The sequence below is a fragment of the Kribbella sp. NPDC059898 genome (assembly GCF_042730855.1).
Lineage (GTDB): Bacteria > Actinomycetota > Actinomycetes > Propionibacteriales > Kribbellaceae > Kribbella.
This window is the reverse complement of the sequence record NZ_JBHWKR010000019.1, coordinates 108,542-123,890: the sequence shown is the minus strand read 5'-3', so window position 1 is coordinate 123,890 and position 15,349 is coordinate 108,542. Positions and strand designations below refer to the sequence as shown.

Annotated in this window: 14 protein-coding genes and 1 pseudogene; 6 read left to right on the top strand and 9 right to left on the bottom strand. The window is 71.1% G+C overall.

Annotation, left to right across the window (positions count from 1 at the left end; translation table 11 throughout):
* Positions 1 to 11: 11 nt before the first annotated feature.
* A complete protein-coding gene (locus ACFV9C_RS39415; protein WP_380202136.1) occupies positions 12 to 1,154 on the bottom strand; it encodes a sensor histidine kinase in 1,143 nt (380 codons plus the stop codon).
* A complete protein-coding gene (locus ACFV9C_RS39410; protein WP_380202134.1) occupies positions 1,154 to 1,849 on the bottom strand; it encodes a response regulator transcription factor in 696 nt (231 codons plus the stop codon). Before ACFV9C_RS39410 ends, ACFV9C_RS39415 begins: the two co-directional genes overlap by 1 nt.
* Positions 1,850 to 1,971: 122 nt before the next feature.
* On the opposite strand from ACFV9C_RS39410, the gene ACFV9C_RS39405 reads away from it, so the two are divergent.
* The 4 genes from ACFV9C_RS39405 to ACFV9C_RS39390 all read left to right on the top strand — a co-directional run bounded on the left by ACFV9C_RS39405 (position 1,972) and on the right by ACFV9C_RS39390 (position 6,371).
* Complete coding sequence (locus ACFV9C_RS39405; protein ID WP_380202132.1) at positions 1,972 to 2,622, top strand: glycosyltransferase family 2 protein; 651 nt, start codon at positions 1,972 to 1,974, stop codon at positions 2,620 to 2,622.
* On the top strand, positions 2,619 to 3,869 hold the full coding sequence (locus tag ACFV9C_RS39400; protein WP_380202130.1) for a DUF2064 domain-containing protein: 1,251 nt from the start codon (positions 2,619 to 2,621) through the stop codon (positions 3,867 to 3,869). Before ACFV9C_RS39405 ends, ACFV9C_RS39400 begins: the two co-directional genes overlap by 4 nt.
* Before the next feature lie 236 nt (positions 3,870 to 4,105).
* Positions 4,106 to 5,578 carry a hypothetical protein gene (locus tag ACFV9C_RS39395; RefSeq protein ID WP_380202128.1) on the top strand — a complete coding sequence of 491 codons (1,473 nt, stop codon included), beginning with the start codon at positions 4,106 to 4,108 and terminating at the stop codon, positions 5,576 to 5,578.
* A complete protein-coding gene (locus ACFV9C_RS39390; protein ID WP_380202126.1) occupies positions 5,523 to 6,371 on the top strand; it encodes a RimK family alpha-L-glutamate ligase in 849 nt (282 codons plus the stop codon). The genes ACFV9C_RS39395 and ACFV9C_RS39390 overlap by 56 nt, the downstream gene beginning before the upstream one ends.
* On the opposite strand, the gene ACFV9C_RS39385 is transcribed toward ACFV9C_RS39390, so the two are convergent.
* From ACFV9C_RS39385 to ACFV9C_RS39365, 5 genes are all read right to left on the bottom strand, one after another.
* The gene (locus tag ACFV9C_RS39385) at positions 6,368 to 6,628 is read right to left on the bottom strand and encodes a WhiB family transcriptional regulator (RefSeq protein WP_380202124.1); all 261 of its coding nucleotides are present in this window, start codon (positions 6,626 to 6,628) and stop codon (positions 6,368 to 6,370) included. The genes ACFV9C_RS39390 and ACFV9C_RS39385 overlap by 4 nt on opposite strands.
* 73 nt (positions 6,629 to 6,701) lie before the next feature.
* On the bottom strand, positions 6,702 to 8,138 hold the full coding sequence (locus ACFV9C_RS39380) for a glycosyltransferase family 87 protein (protein ID WP_380202174.1): 1,437 nt from the start codon (positions 8,136 to 8,138) through the stop codon (positions 6,702 to 6,704).
* Between the two features lie 57 nt (positions 8,139 to 8,195).
* Positions 8,196 to 9,023, bottom strand: a complete 828-nt coding sequence (locus ACFV9C_RS39375; protein WP_380202122.1) for an alpha/beta fold hydrolase — start codon at positions 9,021 to 9,023, stop codon at positions 8,196 to 8,198.
* A gap of 21 nt (positions 9,024 to 9,044) precedes the next feature.
* Positions 9,045 to 10,931, bottom strand: a complete 1,887-nt coding sequence (locus ACFV9C_RS39370) for a glycosyltransferase family 4 protein (protein ID WP_380202120.1) — start codon at positions 10,929 to 10,931, stop codon at positions 9,045 to 9,047.
* 132 nt (positions 10,932 to 11,063) lie between these two features.
* Positions 11,064 to 11,555, bottom strand: a complete 492-nt coding sequence (locus tag ACFV9C_RS39365) for a MarR family winged helix-turn-helix transcriptional regulator (protein WP_380202118.1) — start codon at positions 11,553 to 11,555, stop codon at positions 11,064 to 11,066.
* A 40-nt stretch (positions 11,556 to 11,595) separates the two neighbouring features.
* On the opposite strand from ACFV9C_RS39365, the gene ACFV9C_RS39360 reads away from it, so the two are divergent.
* Both ACFV9C_RS39360 and ACFV9C_RS39355 read left to right on the top strand, forming a co-directional pair.
* Positions 11,596 to 12,534: an EamA family transporter gene (locus tag ACFV9C_RS39360; RefSeq protein WP_380202116.1), complete on the top strand. Its 939-nt coding sequence runs from the start codon at positions 11,596 to 11,598 to the stop codon at positions 12,532 to 12,534.
* Positions 12,443 to 13,459, top strand: a complete 1,017-nt coding sequence (locus ACFV9C_RS39355; protein WP_380202114.1) for a LacI family DNA-binding transcriptional regulator — start codon at positions 12,443 to 12,445, stop codon at positions 13,457 to 13,459. The genes ACFV9C_RS39360 and ACFV9C_RS39355 overlap by 92 nt, the downstream gene beginning before the upstream one ends.
* On the opposite strand, the gene ACFV9C_RS39350 is transcribed toward ACFV9C_RS39355, so the two are convergent.
* Both ACFV9C_RS39350 and ACFV9C_RS39345 read right to left on the bottom strand, forming a co-directional pair.
* Positions 13,400 to 13,624 carry a Beta-galactosidase C-terminal domain gene (locus ACFV9C_RS39350; protein ID WP_380202172.1) on the bottom strand — a complete coding sequence of 75 codons (225 nt, stop codon included), beginning with the start codon at positions 13,622 to 13,624 and terminating at the stop codon, positions 13,400 to 13,402. The genes ACFV9C_RS39355 and ACFV9C_RS39350 overlap by 60 nt on opposite strands.
* Positions 13,625 to 13,651: 27 nt before the next feature.
* Positions 13,652 to 15,349 (bottom strand): annotated as a pseudogene (locus ACFV9C_RS39345) (beta-galactosidase); the annotation flags it as partial.

Sequence of the window (15,349 nt, the reverse complement as noted above, 5' to 3'; positions counted from 1 at the left end):
GGGCGTCCGCGCTAGCTGTGCACGGGTGGTAGGTCGATCTCGAAGGCGCAGCCGCCGTCGACGTTGCTGACGGCAATCTTTCCGTCGTGGGACTCGACCACGCCCCGCGCGATCGCCAGCCCGAGCCCACCACCCGAACTCGCCGCCGCGGTCTCCGGCGTCCGCTGCTCGTCTCCGCGCCACCCGACGTCGAACACCCGCTCCAGATCGTCCGCCGGGATCCCACCGCACCCGTCCGTGACCGCGAGCTTCACCCGCCCGTCGGACTCACGATCGACCGCCAGCGTCACCGTCCCACCGGCCGCGGTGTGCCGGATCGCGTTGCCCACGAGGTTCGTCACGGCGCGCGTCAACTCGTCCGGATCCCCTTGCACAGCGAGCCGATCGTCCCCGTCCGGCGTCGACAGCGCGAGCTGCACACCCTCCGCCCGCGCGTGCTCGTTGTTCTCCCCCGCGACATCCTCCGCCAGCTCCCGCAAGCTCACTGCGGCCCGCCGGCGCGGTGGCGGCGCGGCCGACAACCGCGACAACTCGAACAGGTCGTCCACGAGCCCGGTCATCCGGTCCACCGTCGACCGCATCTGCCGTAGCGCCCCCGGTACGTCGTCGATCACCCCGTCCTCGAGCCCCTCGGACACCGCCCGCAGCCCGGCCAACGGCGTCCGCAGATCGTGCGACATGAACGCGACCAGCTCCCGCCGGCTCGTCTCCAGCGCGAGCTCCCGCTCGTGCGACGCGGCGAGCTTCTTCCGCGTCATCTCCAGCTCGTTCGTCAGCTCCCGCAGCTCGGCCGGTACGGCGCCACCCGCGATCTCCGGCGCCTCGTACGACGTACCCAAATGCCGCAGCCGCCGCCCGACGTCCCGCGACCCGATGCTGATCCAGTGCCCGAGCAGGACCGACATCGCCAGCCCGAGCAGCGCGGCGAACGCCAGCGTCCAGAGAACCACCCACGAGTCGTGCTGCGAGATGAACATCGCCCGCACGCTCTGCAGTACGGCGGCCAGCGCGGCCGCCATCGGCGCCAGCGCCGCGACGATCATCGTGATCCGCAACGACCGCCGCCGGAAGCGCCACAGTACGACGGCCCCGACCGCCGCCACCACCAGCGTCCACAGCGTGGTGAGGGCGAGGATCGTCGCCATGTCCTTCATCAGGCGTCACCCGCGAACAGGTACCCGGTGCGCGGCACGGTCAGCACGAGCTTCGGGTCCGACGGATCCGCCTCGATCTTCTCGCGCAATCGCCGTACGTGCACCGTGACGGTCGACGAGTCGCCGAAGTCCCAGCCCCACACGCGGCGCAGCAGCTCGGCCTTCGTATAGGCCTTACCGGCATGCGACACCAGGTAGGCCAGCAGGTCGAACTCGCGGTGCGTCAGCGACAGCTCGTCCTCGCCGAGGTACGCGCGCCGCGCCGCCGTGTCGACCGTGACCGGTCCGGCGCTGAGCTTCGTCGGCGTCAGATCCAGCCCGGCCAGCCGCTCCTCCCGCCGTACCATCGCCTGCACCCGCAGCGTCAGCTCCCGCGGGCTGAACGGCTTCACCACATAGTCGTCCGCGCCGACCTCGAGGCCGACCAGCCGGTCCTCCTCCTCGCCGCGCGCGGACAGCATGATCACCGCGGCGCCGTCGTCGGCCGCGCGCATCCGGCGCAGCACCTCCAGGCCGGACAGGCCGGGGAGCATCACGTCCAGTACGACGACCGACGGCTTCCACTGCTGCCACACCTCGACCGCGGACAGGCCGTCCGCGACCACGCGGGCGTCGTACCCGGCCTTGGTCAGGTACGCCGAGACGACGTTGGACACGGTCGGGTCGTCGTCGACGACGAGCACACGAGTAGCCACGCCCCGAGCGTAGATCCTCCGCGCGGCCCGCAGCCGCACCGGCACCGGAACGCAGCACGCCGTAAGCGACCCGTAGCCGGGTTGTGGCCCCGGCGGCGCGGGTTCCTCCTTACCGTCTAAGCATGTCCGTCGATCTCGTCCTGCCGTGCCTGAACGAGGCGGCTGCGCTGCCCTGGATCCTCGAACGGCTCCCGGACGGCGTCCGCGCGATCGTCGTCGACAACGGCTCCACCGACGGCTCTGCCGCTGTCGCTGCCGGGCTCGGAGCGACCGTCGTGGCGTGCGAGGTCAAGGGGTACGGCGCTGCCTGTCACGCCGGGCTGGAGGCGGCCGACGCGGACGTCGTCGCGGTGATGGACGCGGACGCTTCACTCGATCCGCGGCAGCTCGTGCGGGTGACGGCGCCGGTTCTGAGCGGCCGGTACGACCTGGTCCTCGGGCGGCGGCGGCCGGTTTCCCGGGGGGCTTGGCCTTGGCATCTGCGCTTCGCGAATGCGGAGCTGTCGCGGCGGATCCGTCGGCGTACGGGCGTTTCGCTGCACGACCTCGGTCCGATGCGGGCTGGACGACGTACGGCGCTACTCGGGCTGGAGCTGACGGACCGCCGGTCCGGGTATCCGTTGGAGACCGTCGTAAGGGCTGCCGATGCGGGTTGGCGGATCGCGGAGGTGGACGTCGACTACCTCCCCCGCTCGGGACGATCGAAGGTCACCGGAACACCGTTGGGCGCCGCGCGCGCCGTACTCGACATGTCGAAAGTGCTCGCCCGGTGAAGGGCACGGTGATCGTGATCGCGAAGGAGCCTGTGCCGGGGCGGGTGAAGACGCGGTTGCAGACGGAGTTCACGCCGCGGGAGGCGGCGGCCTTGGCGCGGGCGTCCTTGATGGACACGTTGAGCGCCGTAGGGGCGACCGGGGCTCGGCCGGTGATCGCGTTGGACGGGGCGCCGGGGTCGTGGTTGCCGGGTGGGGTCGAGGTGGTGGCGCAGCGCGGGGACGGGCTGGGCGAGCGGATCGCGGCGGCGTTCGAGGACGCGTACGACGGTTCGCCGATGCTGCTGGTGGGGATGGACACGCCGCAGGTGGCGCCGGAGCTGCTCGGGTTCGAGTGGGGCGAGTACGACGCGGTGCTCGGGCTGACCGAGGACGGCGGGTATTGGTGTCTCGGGCTACGTACGCCGGATCGCCGCGCGCTGGCCGGCGTACCGATGTCGACCGAGCACACCGGGCGGGATCAGCTGCGGCGCTTGCGGGCGCTGGGGTTGCGGGTCGGGATGCTGCCGACGCTGCGGGACATGGACACGCCGAAGGACGCGGCGTACCTGGCGGCCGAGTTCCCGGAGCTGCGGGTGTCGCGGTTGTACGCGCGGGTGGTGCACTCGGCGCATCCGGGACTGCTGTTCGAGCAGGCGCTGGGCGGTACGGCGCGGGTCGTTGCCACCGGCATCGATGGGCGGGCGGTGCCGTCGTTGTCCGAGCTGGACCGGTGGTCGGCGCCGGCGGACGAGGTGGATCGGCTGGCGTTGAGCCGGTGCGAGGGGCCGGTGCTGGACATCGGGTGCGGGCCGGGGCGGATCGTGACGGCGCTGGCGGAGCGCGGGATTCCGGCGCTCGGCGTCGACGTGTCGCCGCGGGCGGTGTCGCTGACCACGTCGCGTGGTGCGGCCGCGCTGCATCGCCCGGTGCAGGAACCGCTGCCCGGTGAGGGGCGCTGGGGCAGCGTGGTGCTGATGGACGGCAACATCGGCATCGGCGGCGACCCCGCCGACCTGCTCCGCCGCTGCGCCGAACTCGTCCGCCCCGACGGCCTCGTCCTGGTCGAGGTCGACCCCGACGACGACCTCGACGACAGCACCCCGATCATCCTCCACACCTCCACCGGCCGCCGCTCCACCCCGTTGCCCTGGGCAAGAGTTGGCGCCCGCACCCTCCTCCGCCACGCCCGCACCACCCGCCTCCACCCCACCGAAGACTGGCGCACCCCCCACCGAGCCTTCCTCACCCTCCGGCGCACCGCATGACGCCGCCCGCTCCCAACCACCCCCGCCCCGCCAACCACCCCGGCCCAGCCGAGCGCCGCCGCCCCGCCAACCACCCCGGCCCAGCCGAGCGCCGCCGCCGTCCATTTGAGAGGTCAACCTCTGAAATGGACGGTTCTACCCCCGGCATGCGGAGTGGCAACCGGCAAGGTCAAGGGTTAACCCCTCAAACGCCCCGGCTGCCGGGCGGTGGTCGGCGCGCGGCGGCGGGTGCGGCGGTGCGTGCGGCGGTGCGCGCGGCGGCGGGTGCGACGGCGCGCGCGGCGGCGGGTGCGACGGTGCGCGCAGCGGTGCGCGCGACGGTGCGCGCGACGGCGGGTGCCCTGGCGGCGGTGGTGGGGGCCGTGGCGGTTGGGGTGGGGGCCGTGGTGATGGGGGCCGTCGCGCGCGGGTGGTGGGCGGATGTCGTGCTGGTGGCGGGGACTGTGATCGTCGCCGGGGTGGTGTGGCGGTTCGGGCGAGGGTTGAGTATCGCCGCGGTGGTGGTTGTGGCGGCGGCTTGTCAGGTGCCGGGGGTTTGGCAGGCGCCGATCACCAGTACGGATGCGTACCGGTACGTGTGGGACGGGCGGGTGCAGTTGGCGGGGCATTCGCCGTACCGGTATGTGCCGCTGGACGACGCGCTCGCGAAGCTGCGGGATCCGGTGCTGTTTCCGGGGCTCTCGACCGACCAGCGGTCGGGGGTCAGTGGGATACCGACGGATCCGGCGCAGCAGCCGGTGGACGACGCACGGACGCGGATCAACCGGCCCCGTGTACCGACGATCTACCCGCCGGTGGCGGAGGCGTACTTCGCTGCCGTCGCGCTGTTCACGCCCTGGTCGGCCGGCACGCTCGGCCTGCAGATCGCGGCCGCGTTGATCGCGATCGCGCTCACCTGGCTACTCGCCGTACAGAGCCCCCGCTGGGCCGCCCTGTGGGGTTGGTCACCGATCGTCGCGCTGGAAGCCGGCAACGCGGCCCACGTCGACGTGCTCGCCGCCCTGCTGATCACCGCCGCCGTGATCACCACCGCACGCCGCCCGAGGATCGCCGCGATCCTGCTCGCCGCGGCCGGCAGCGTGAAGCTCCTTCCCCTGCTCCTGCTCCCCGCCTTCCGCGGCCGCAAGTCAATAGTTGCCCTAGGCACCTTCATGGCGACCTATGTCCCGCACCTGCTCGCCGTCGGCACCCTTGTCCTCGGCTTCCTGCCCGGCTACCTGAACCAGGAAGGGTTCGACGACGGCAGCTCCAGATCGGCGATTCTCGCGCTCCTGCTGCCTCCTGAGGCCCGTCAGCTCGCCGCCGCCGTCCTCGCGATCGCCCTCGCCGCCCTCGCCTTCCACCGGACGAGGACCGACCCGATCGCGCTCACCTGCTGCTGGCTGTACGGCGCCGCGCTGCTGATCGCCACCCCGACGTACCCGTGGTACGGCCTCCCGCTGATCGCCCTCGCCGCGCTCGCCCGGCGCCCGGAGTGGATCGCCGTACCACTCGCCGCCTACGTCGCCTATGCGAGCTACGGACACGACACGCGGCAGGGCCTGAGCTACCTGGCTGCGGCTGTCATCGTTGTCACCGCGACCACCCTCCGTCACCGGGTCGTTGCCGAATCAGGTTTGACCGGACGCCCCCTGCCCACGAACACTGGCGGGCGTGACGAAACGCATCGCCCTCGCAACCTCGGCCGAACTCGCCGAGCTGCACCCTGACGACCGCCCGCTGCTCGCCGCGCTGCGGGCGCACGACCTCGAGCCGGTGGTCGAGGTCTGGACCGACCCGTCGGTCGACTGGTCCGCGTACGACGCGGTCCTGCTGCGCACGGTCTGGGACTACTTCCAGCTGTACGCCGAGTTCACCGAGTGGCTCGCCCAGCTCGACAAGGCCGGCGTACCAGTGCTGAACGACACCGGTCTGGTCCGCTGGAACAGCGACAAGCAGTACCTGCTCGAGCTCCGCGAGCGCGGCGCGTCGATCGTCCCGTCGCAGGTCGCCGCGGGCGCGTGCCTGCGTGAAGTCGTCGCCGGGCTGACCGGCACGCAGATCGTCGTCAAGCCGACCGTCAGCGGCAACGCGCTGCACACGGTCCGCGGCGTGGCCGGCTCCCCCGAGCTCGAGCAGGCGCTCGCCGAGCTGCCCGACCTGGTGTACCTCGTGCAGCCGTTCGTCCCGGAGATCCAGTCCGAGGGCGAATGGTCGCTGCTGTTCTTCGACGGCGAGTTCAGCCACGCGGTCGTGAAGCGGCCCGCCGACGGCGACTACCGGGTCCAGGAGTCCTACGGCGGCCAGACGGCCCTCACGGAGCCGCCGGCCGCCGTACTCGAGAGCGCCCGCGCCGCGCTGGCCACCGCCGGTCAGGCGCCGGTCTACGCGCGCGTCGACGGCGTTGTGGTCAACGACCGGTTCCTGCTGATGGAGATCGAGCTCATCGAGCCGTACCTGTTCTTCCCGCAGTCCCCCGCCGCGATCGACAAGCTCGCCGCAGCGGTCGCCGGGCGCCTCTAGCTCGCAGCCGATTCCGGGTGGCCCCGGCGACGCCCGTACAGCAGGGTCTCGCCGGCGGCTGTCCCAGTGTACTTCGTCCGCCGCGCCCACTCGCGGCACTCCTCCAGCACCGGGCACGTCCGCAGGCACAACTCCCGCGCCCTGGCCTGCTCCCACCGCGACGCGGTCTCGTCGTACGCCGGTGCCTGCCCGATACACGCGGCACGACTCATCCAGCGGTCGGCGGGATCCACGATCACGGTCAGCGTCGGCCTCATGACACCGACGGTAGATCGCCGCGGACCCCGCCCGCGCTTTGTCTCGAAATATGATCTAGTTAGTAGACATTCATCAGGCGGTCGCGAGGGCGCGCGAGCCAACGCCGTCCGACGGGTCGTCGAGCAGATCACCCTGCCGGACCGGGTCCTTTTCCGGGAGGAGGATGTCGCGGGCGACGACCAGCATCAGCCACAGCGTGCCGGCCATCCGCAGGATCACCGAGAACCAGTAGATCCGGTCCGGCACGTTCGGATCGCCCGGTTGCAGGAACTGCGCCAGATGCATCCACACCAGCATCCAGTAGAAGCATTCGCAGGCCTGCCAGATCAGCCAGTCCCGCAGCCGAGGCCGGGCCAGCGCCACCAGCGGCAGCAGCCACAGCACGTACTGCGGTGAGTACACCTTGTTGATCAGCAGGAACGCCGCCACCACCAGGAACGCGAGCTGGGCGAACCGCGGCGGCCGCGGCGCCATCAGCCCGAGGATCGCGATCGACAGGCAGAGCCCGGCGAAGATCACGATGTTCAGCTGGTTGACGTCGGTGACCTCGTGCTTGGCGAGCTTCAGCACGTACCAGATCGAGCCGTAGTCGCTCTCGCGCTGGTCGTTGAACTGCCAGAACGACAGCCATTCGGTCTTCGCCAGCAGGTAGATCGGCGCGTTCACCAGGCCCCACGCGACCGCCGCCGCGATCGCCGCCTGGAACCAGGACCCCAGCTTCTTGCCGCGCAGGCACACGATCAGCAACGGCCCGAGCAGCAGGAACGGATAGAACTTCGCCGCCGTCCCAAGACCTAGCAGTACGCCGAACCACACAGGTTTCCCGCGCGACCAGGCCCACATCGCGCCGGCTGTCAACGCGACCGCGAACAGGTCCCAGTTGATCGTCGACGTCAACGCCAACGCCGGTGCGGCAGCGACGTACAGGGCGTTCAGCGGCTGCCCGCGGGCCGCGCCGGGGCGGGTCGAGACGCCGCGCGCGGTGGCGACCGTGAGACCGACGATCACCAGTGCACAGAGGAACAGCATCACGGTGTTGACCACGAAGAACACGCCCGCGGTGTCGCGCTTCTGCTCGACGGTGATGTCCTTCTTCGGGTCGCCGGTCATCAGCCAGGTGATCTGCGCCGCGACCTCCATGAACCCACCGGTCAGCACCGGGTACTCCAGGACCGGGTAGTTGCCGGTGTCCAGGAACGGCCGGTTGCCCTCTGCGAAACCGCGTTCCTGATAGAGGAACCCGATGTCGGAGTAACACAGCGCCTTGAACGGGCGCCAGCTCTGCCGGTCCCAGCCGGCCTCCATGCACGGCGCCTTCTGCAGTACGCCGAGGCCGAACGTGATCGTGCAGACGGCGAGCGCGATCCGCAGCGGTGTCCACCACGACGAACTCAGCCGGGCGAACCGGCCGGACGGCCCGCCGAGCCCGACGGTCAGGCCGGCGACGGCCGGATCGGCCTCCGATGGCGTCGGCGCGAGCTCGCGTTGTGGTCCGGTCACGGTCGGCATCATCTCCTATCGGCCCACCCGGCGACAGCCCGGGTCAGACACCGCTCGGCGCCGAGGTTACCCACCTTGGCCGCCGGCGGCGCGCAGGTCCCCCTGTGTGGCGTGTGCGACGACGAGGGCCGCCGCCCGGGCCGGGTCCTCCCACCAGAACAGGTGGCCGGCGCCTTCGAACAGTTCGAGCCGCGCGGCCGGGATCAGCTCGGCGAGGCGGTAGCCGTTCGAGACCGGAATCCCCGCGTCCGCGGTCCCGTGCAGGACCAAGGTCGGTACGGCGACCTCGTGCAGCCGATCCGCCGCATTGTGTGCCAGGGCAGCCCGGAACTGCAGTTGTACGACGGGCACGGGCATCCGCACCGCGAGCACCCGCTGCCGGTAGAGCTCCCGCGTACCCGGCAGAGCGGCGTACCGCTGGGAGAAGTTCGCCTCGAAGCTGACGCGCAGCCCGCGGCCGAGGTCGCGGCTCGCGATCGCCTCGACCATCCGGTGCGACATCTCTGCGATCTCACCGCCTTCTCCCCCGGCCCAGGTGCAGCCGAGGACGAGCGAGCGGACGGCCGCCGGATGCCGCAGTACCAGCTCCTGGGCGACCATCCCACCGAGCGAGATCCCGAAGACGTGCGCGTCCGTCCACCCGACCGACGCGATCACCGCGGCCGCGTCGTCGGCCAGGTCCGCGACCGTGAACTCGCCGTCCGCCCGGTCGCCGCGGCCGACGCCACGGTGGTCGTACGCGACGACGTCGAAGTGCTCCGCCAGCGGGCCGAGCAGCTCCTCGCCCCACATCGCGTGGGTCGCCGCCATCCCCTGGATCAGCAGCAGCGGCGCGCCCTGCCCACGCCGTACGAAGTCCAGGCGCCGCCCGTCGGTGCCCGTCACGAAGTCCATGGTCAGTCGGTCGCGGCCGCGTCACTCGGCCAGGAAGGCGCGGAGTACTTCGGTGCCCGCGGGGCCGGCCGGCAACCACCGAGTGCCGGTGACGGCGTCCGCGATGACGCGATCGGTGACGAAGACGGTGCCGCCGTACGCCCTGGCCTTCCGGCGGACCTCTTCCCGATCGACGCGTCCGTACACCACGACCGCGTGTTTGACCCGGGACGCCGCGAGCATCGGCAGATCGGTCACCAACTGCTCGCTCTCCAGCATCGACTGCCAGTCCTCGATCAGCAGGTGCGTGACGCCGTCGAGGTCGCTGAGCGTGAGCTTCTCGCGGATCCTCGCGACCGGGCCGAGCTCGCGGGCCCACCGCTCGGCCGCGGCGGCGCCCATCGGACCGATCACCAGCTTGGCCGGCCGCTCGGCGAGGTCCGGCGGCCCGACCAGTTCGGCGTACAGGTCGCGCAGGTGTCCGGCCTGGGCCTCCCAGGACATCTCCTTGCGCAGCCCGGGATCCGTGGTCCGCTCCCGGTAGGCCGCCGGGTCGCGCTGGATCCGCTGGACGGCGGCCGCGAGCGAGTCCGGATTCTCGACCTCGAACACCTCGCCGATGCCGGTCTTGCCGACGAACTCCACCAGCGTCGGCATGTCGCTTGTGACCACGGGCAGGCCGGCGAACGTGTACTCGAAGACCTTGTTCGGCAGTGCCATCTCGTGGCTCGGGTACCGCAGGATCGGGATCAGGCCGATGTCCGCCGTACTCAGGAACGGCACCACCTCGCTGGTCGGCACCGGGTCCAGGAAGTGCACCCGGTCCGCGACACCCAGCTCGGCCGCCTGGTCGCGCAGCTCCGCGACCGGACGCGTCCCCGCGTGCGGCACGCAGACGACGGCCAGATGGACGCCGGGCAGCGACTGCAGGGCCGCGACCGCGGTCTCGACGCCGCGGGCCCGGGTGATTCCACCGCTGTAAACCAGTAGCGGTACGTCGTCCGCCAGCCCGGCGGCCGTCCGGATGTCGGTGCCCGACGTGGCGTCGATCGACAGCTGCGGGCTGTTGATCACGACCGTCGGCTCGCGGTCCAGCTTGTACCGCGTGTGCAGCGTCCGTGCGATCTCCGGGCTGACCGTGACCACCCGGTCCACGGTCCTGATGTACTCCCGCTCGTGCTGCGCCCAGGCCGCGATCGTGCGCGGCGTACGCCCGCCGTACTCCGACAGCCCGGCGACGAATTCGTGGGCGTCGTAAACGACTTTGACGGTACGGCGCCGCAGCGCGGCCCGCCCGGCGGCACGGGACGCCACGCCGATCACATGCATGTCGTGGGCGTGCAGGACGTCCGGACGCAGGTCGTCCAGGATGTCGGCGAAGATCGCCTCGTAGTCGTCGGCCTCGGGAATGATCGAACGCCAGTTCACCATCCCGCGCCGGGCCGGCAGCCAGCCGTCCCACCACTGCCAGAGGTCCGACGCCTTCCGGCTCTCGTAGTCGGTCAGCCACGCCCCGGAGGACAACGCGGTCTGCGCCAATTGCCAACGGCGGCGGCGTACGGCGCGCGCGACCCGTCCGGCCTGGAAGCCGACGCGCCCGACCGTGCCGTCGCGGCGACCGGCCAGCGCCCGTCCGGACTCGGCCCGCAGATCCGCGACCCGGGCCGCGATCCGGGCCGAGCGCGCCGGGTCCGACTGGACCCCGAGCAGCCGCCGGCTGCGGCGCTCGAACCGCCGCCGGTTCCGCTCGTCACGCAGCACGAAGCGACCGGGCAGCCGGATCATCACGACCCCGCCCTCGATGGTGTCCACCAGCGTACGCCCGGCGGTCGTCACGCCGAGCAGGGTCACCCGGTAGCCCGCCTTCCCCAGAGCGACGGCTTCCTTCAGTACCCGGGTGTCGTTGGTGATGTCGTTCGCAACGAGCATGACGACATGAGGTCCGCCCACTCACTCTCCTGAAACTTCAAGGGGACGCCGGCTGTACGGCGGCCCTGAGCAGGCAATATACGACCTCTACGCAAGCCCGCGCACTTCTGCCGCACGTGTCTTCGTGGTGATTCAGCCCTGCGGTTCCAGGTGCGCGAGCCAGGTGGTGAGCAGAGTCTCCAGTTGCGCACGCTCAGCGGGCGCCAGGCTGCAGAGCAGGCGCTGCTCGTTGGCCATGTGCGCGGTGAACGCCTTGTCGATCAACCGCCGGCCGGCGGGCGTCAGCCGCACCACCCTCCCGCGGCCGTCCGCGTCACTCCGTCGCCGCCGTACCAGCCCGCCGCTCTCCAGCCGGTCGACCCGCTTCGTGACCGCGCCGGTGGTCACCATCGTGTGCAGCGCGATCTCGCCCGGCGCCCGCTCGTACGGCGCTCCCGCACGGCGCAGCGCCGCGAGTACGTCGAACTCCCCCTCGGTCAGCCCGAACTGCGCGTAGAGCAACGTCAGCTCGGCCGTCAGCTGGTTGGCGATCCGGTGCAGCCGGCCGATCACGCCCTGCGGCGCGGTGTCGACGTCCGGCCGCTCGACCCGCCACTCCGCCTGGATTCTTGCTACGTGGTCCACGGGTTCCACTATACCTTCCTGGGAAGATATAGTGGTTTCCATGGAAGATACCTTCCGCTGGACGCTGGTCACCGCGATCGCGCCGATCGCCTGGGGCACCAACTACTTCGTCACCCACGAGTACCTGCCGGCCGGACATCCCTTGTACGGCGCGCTGTTCCGCGCACTGCCCGCCGGACTGCTGCTGCTCGCCCTCGCGCGGCAACTCCCGCACGGCGTCTGGTGGTGGCGTTCGCTCGTGCTCGGGATCTGCAACATGGGCGCGTTCTTCGCGCTCATCTATCTCGCGTCGCAGTTGCTGCCGGTCAGCCTCGCGTCGACGATCATGTCCGCGGCGCCCTTCACGATGGCGCTGTTCGCGTGGGGGCTGCTGGCGGAGCGACCGACCGTCCTCGTCCTCACCGGAGCGACCGCCGGGATCGCGGGCGTCGTACTGCTGCTCGGGGCCGGAGCGGCCGCCGTCGACCTACGCGGAGTCGCCGCTTCGGCCGCAGCGCTGACGATGTCGTCGTTCGGGTACGTGCTGGCCAAGAAGTGGGGCCGCGCGTCGATCGCGTCCACCACGTCGTGGCAGCTGATCGCGGGCGGTCTGGTCCTGATCCCGTTCGCGGTCCTGGTCGAGGGCGCGCCCCCGCACCTCGACCTCCCGGCCGTCGCCGGTTTCACGTACGTCGGCCTGGTCGCCACCGCGCTCGCGTTCACCGCCTGGTTCGCCGGGCTCCGGCGGCTGCCGGCCGCGACGGTCGGGCTGATCGGCCTGCTCAACCCGGTCACCGGCGTACTGCTCGGGGTGTTGTGGTCCGGCGACGTACTGACCGCGCGGCAGGGGCTCGGACTCGCACTGGTGTTCCTCGGCATCGCGGTCAGTCAGGTGCCATCATGGCGGCATGGTCACGATCGGGGACGTCGCGCGGCACGCCGGGGTCGCGACCAGCACCGTGTCCTATGTGCTCAGCGGCAAACGGACGATCTCGCCTGACACCCGCGAGCGCGTCCAGCGCAGCGTCCGCGCGCTCGGGTACCGGCCGAACGCGAGCGCCCGCGCACTGGCCAGCCAGCGGTCGAACGTGCTCGCGCTGGTGATGCCGCTGCGGACCGGGATGCACGTACCGGTGATGATGCAGTTCGCGGCCGCCGTCGTGACCACGGCCCGCCGGTTCGACCACGACGTACTGCTGCTGACCGCCGACGAAGGCCCGGACGGGCTGGAGCGGGTGGCGCAGAGCGCGCTGGTCGACGCGCTGGTGGTGATGGACGTCGAACTGCACGACGAACGGGTGCCGGGGTTGCGCGAGCTGCCGATGCCGTCCGTGCTGATCGGGTATCCGGAGCACGCCGACGGCCTGACCTGCATCGACCTGGACTTCACGGCCGCGGGTGCGCTGTGTGTCGACCACTTGGCCGACCTCGGGCATCGCTCGCTGGCGCTGCTCGGTACGCCGTCGGCCGTGTACGAGCGGCAGACCGGGTTCGCCCAGCGGACCCTGACCGGCTTCGCGGCGGCCGCCGTACGGCGTGGTGTGCAAGGGATCGAGACGCCGTGCGAGCACACGTTCGACGCAGTCCTGCACACGGTCGAGGGGCTGCTGCGCGAGCACCCGGACCTGAGCGGGCTGGTCGTACAGAACGAGCCGATCATCGGCCCGCTGCTCGACGTACTCCGGCGACTCGGCCGGCGCGTGCCCGAGGACATGTCGCTCGTCGCGATCTGCGCGGACGACGTGGCCGAGCGTCAGGTGCCGCAGCTGTCGTCGGTGACGATCCCGGCGGAACAGATCGGCGCGCTGGCCGTCGAGTCCCTGATCGCGAAACTCGAGGGCGGCGCCGTCCCCGAGCTGACGCTGCTACCGCCCGCGCTCACCGCGCGCGGCAGCTCCGGCCGACCCACCGACCGCGCCCGCTGAGGACCTCACCACCGCATACCCTCCAGCCGGCACCGTCAGCTCCCCGTCGACGTCCTTCCCAGTCACCAACTCGACGCCGGTCGCCGGCACGACAACGTCCTGCGTGCTGTGGTTGATGCGGAACGTCCACGTCGTGTCTCCCGCGCGCCGGCGGACCGTCTCCATCGGTTCGCCCGCACCTATGAGACGCGCCGCGGTTGCGTCGTCCAGTTCGGTCGACACGTACCACGCCGTACCTTCGCCGACCTGTCGCCGCGTGATCGCGGGCTTCCCGTCCAGCACACCATCGGCGTACCGATCGACCACCTCGGCCGCGAACGCCTGCACGTCCTCCGCCCAAACCCGCCCCCGACCGCCGGACGCCAACGCGACCTCGTCCGCGAGCGGATGGAACTCCTCCACGCGTACGCCGAGCAACTCCGCGAAGGCCGGCCGGACCCGGAGATCAGAGTCGGCGACGCCGCTGAAGTACCCGACCACCAGCTGCCCGCCGTTCTCGACGTACGCCGTGAGGTTCGCGGCCGTCTCGTCGGAGACCAGGTAGAGCGACGGCACGACCACCACCCGGTACGACGAGAGGTCCGCGTCCGGCGCGGCGAAGTCGACCGTCACGCCCGCGCGCCAGAAGTGCCGATGCGCGGACCGGACCGCCTTCAGATAGTCCACGTCCGACGACGGCAGGTGCGTGCCCTGCATCGCCCACCAGCACTCGGTGTCCCAGAGGATCGCGACGTCCGCCACAACGTTGCTCTCGGCAACCTCTGCCAACCGGGGCAGCACCGAACCGAGCTCGCTGATCTCGCGGAACATCCGGCTGTCCGGTCCGGCATGCGGGACCATCGCCGGGTGGTACATCTCCGCGCCGCCACGCGACGCCCGCCACTGGAAGAACAGCGCGCCCCGGGAGCCGCGAGCGATGTGCGACAGGCTGTTCCGCGCCATCCGGCCCGGCTCCTTCGGGTGCCAGCGTCGCCCGACGTTCAGCCCGCCGGCTGCCTGCTCCATCAGCAGCCACGGCTTCCCACCAGCCCAGCCCCGCGCGAGATCCGCACCGAACGCGGTCTGCTCCTCGGCGCCGATCCCCGCCTCATCCGGATAGTGGTCGATCGCCACCACCTCCACCTCGGCGGACCACCGCGCATGGTTCACCGGCACCCAGCCGCCGAACACGAAGTTGGTGGTAACGGGCAGCTCGGAGAACTCCCGCACTACCTGCTTCTGTTCGAGATAGGCCGCCAGCAACTCGTCCGACCAGAACCTCCGGTAGTCCAGGTACTGCGCCGGATTCACCAGGTACTGCGTCTTCCGGGGCGGCTCGATGTCGCGCCAGTCGCCGTACCCCTGACTCCAGAACGCGGTCGTCCACGCCTCGTTCTACCGCTCGAGCGACCCGTACCGCTCCCGCAGCCACTCCCGGAACCGCTCCGCCGCGAGCGAGCAGTAGCAGGTCGTCCCGTACTCGTTGTGTATATGCCACATCGCCAGCGCCGGGTGATCGCCGTACCGCTCGGCCAACGCTCGCGCGATCCTCAGCGCGGCCTCCCGGTACGCCGGCGCGCACGCGCAGTACGTGTCCCGACTGCCGTGCGTCAACCGCACGCCGTCCGCGTTCACCGGCAGCGCCTCCGGATGCAACCGACCGAACCACGGCGGCGGCGACGCCGTCGGCGTGGCGAGATCCACCCGCACCCCACCGCCGTGCAGCAAATCCAACACCTCATCAAGCCAACCGAACTCGTACCGCCCCGGCGCCGGCTCCAGACTCGACCACGAGAACACCCCAACGGTCACCAGATTCACCCCGGCCCGCCGCATCAACTCGACGTCCTCCTTCCAGACCGCCGAGTCCCACTGCTCAGGGTTGTAGTCCCCGCCATACCAAAGCTTCAC

Coding starts and splice junctions, on each gene's coding strand:
- ACFV9C_RS39415 (WP_380202136.1), bottom strand. CDS start 1,154: ATGAAGGACATGGCGACGATCCTCGCCCTCACCACGCTGTGGACGCTG.
- ACFV9C_RS39405 (WP_380202132.1), top strand. CDS start 1,972: ATGTCCGTCGATCTCGTCCTGCCGTGCCTGAACGAGGCGGCTGCGCTG.
- ACFV9C_RS39385 (WP_380202124.1), bottom strand. CDS start 6,628: ATGAGGCCGACGCTGACCGTGATCGTGGATCCCGCCGACCGCTGGATG.
- ACFV9C_RS39380 (WP_380202174.1), bottom strand. CDS start 8,138: ATGCCGACCGTGACCGGACCACAACGCGAGCTCGCGCCGACGCCATCG.
- ACFV9C_RS39375 (WP_380202122.1), bottom strand. CDS start 9,023: ATGGACTTCGTGACGGGCACCGACGGGCGGCGCCTGGACTTCGTACGG.
- ACFV9C_RS39370 (WP_380202120.1), bottom strand. CDS start 10,931: ATGCTCGTTGCGAACGACATCACCAACGACACCCGGGTACTGAAGGAA.
- ACFV9C_RS39360 (WP_380202116.1), top strand. CDS start 11,596: ATGGAAGATACCTTCCGCTGGACGCTGGTCACCGCGATCGCGCCGATC.
- ACFV9C_RS39355 (WP_380202114.1), top strand. CDS start 12,443: ATGGTCACGATCGGGGACGTCGCGCGGCACGCCGGGGTCGCGACCAGC.
- ACFV9C_RS39350 (WP_380202172.1), bottom strand. CDS start 13,624: ATGGAGACGGTCCGCCGGCGCGCGGGAGACACGACGTGGACGTTCCGC.